The 548-nt window shown below is 65.0% G+C and carries 1 protein-coding gene; it reads right to left on the bottom strand.

The genetic code is table 11. The features are described from left to right. A partial coding sequence (locus D3227_RS40625; protein ID WP_208646637.1) for an Ig-like domain-containing protein occupies positions 1-548 on the bottom strand: 548 nt, incomplete at both ends.

The raw sequence follows: 548 nt of genomic DNA, 5'->3' as shown, positions 1-548 counted from the left end.
GCTGTTGGCAACTGCCGTCGGCACGTCGTCGGTGACGTCGATGGTGATGGTGTTGGTGATCGTGTTGCCGTTGGCGTCGGTGGCCTGGTAGGTGAAGGTCTCGACGTTGTTGACGGTGTTGGTGCCGTTGTTGGCGTCGACGCCGTCGACCGGCGAGGTCAGCGTATAGCTGTAGGTGCCGTTGGCATTGAAGGTCAGCGTGCCGTGCGAGCCGGTGGCGCTGCTCAGCAGTGCGTAGGTGTAGGGACCGGAGCCGCCCGACACATTGTCGACGACGGTGCCGGCAATGGTCTCTGCCGTGCTCGACGGGTTGCTGCCGATCGGCAGCGCCGCCTCGTTGACCGTCAGGTCGTCGTTGGAGGCGGCCAGGCCGCTGTCGGACAGGTTGATGGTCAGGGTCGTCGTCGACAGGTCGCCGTCGCCGTCCATGATGGTATAGACGAACGTGTCCGTCGCGCCGCCGACCGGAACCGCATTGGGATTGCCGTCATAGCTGTAGGTGCCGTTGGCGTTCAGCGTCAGCGTGCCGTAGGTGCCGGCAATGCCCG

It is taken from the genome of Mesorhizobium waimense (assembly GCF_003601975.1).
GTDB lineage: Bacteria > Pseudomonadota > Alphaproteobacteria > Rhizobiales > Rhizobiaceae > Mesorhizobium > Mesorhizobium waimense.
The sequence above is the reverse complement of the archived record's forward strand: the minus strand, read 5'-3'. Positions and strand labels throughout refer to the sequence as shown.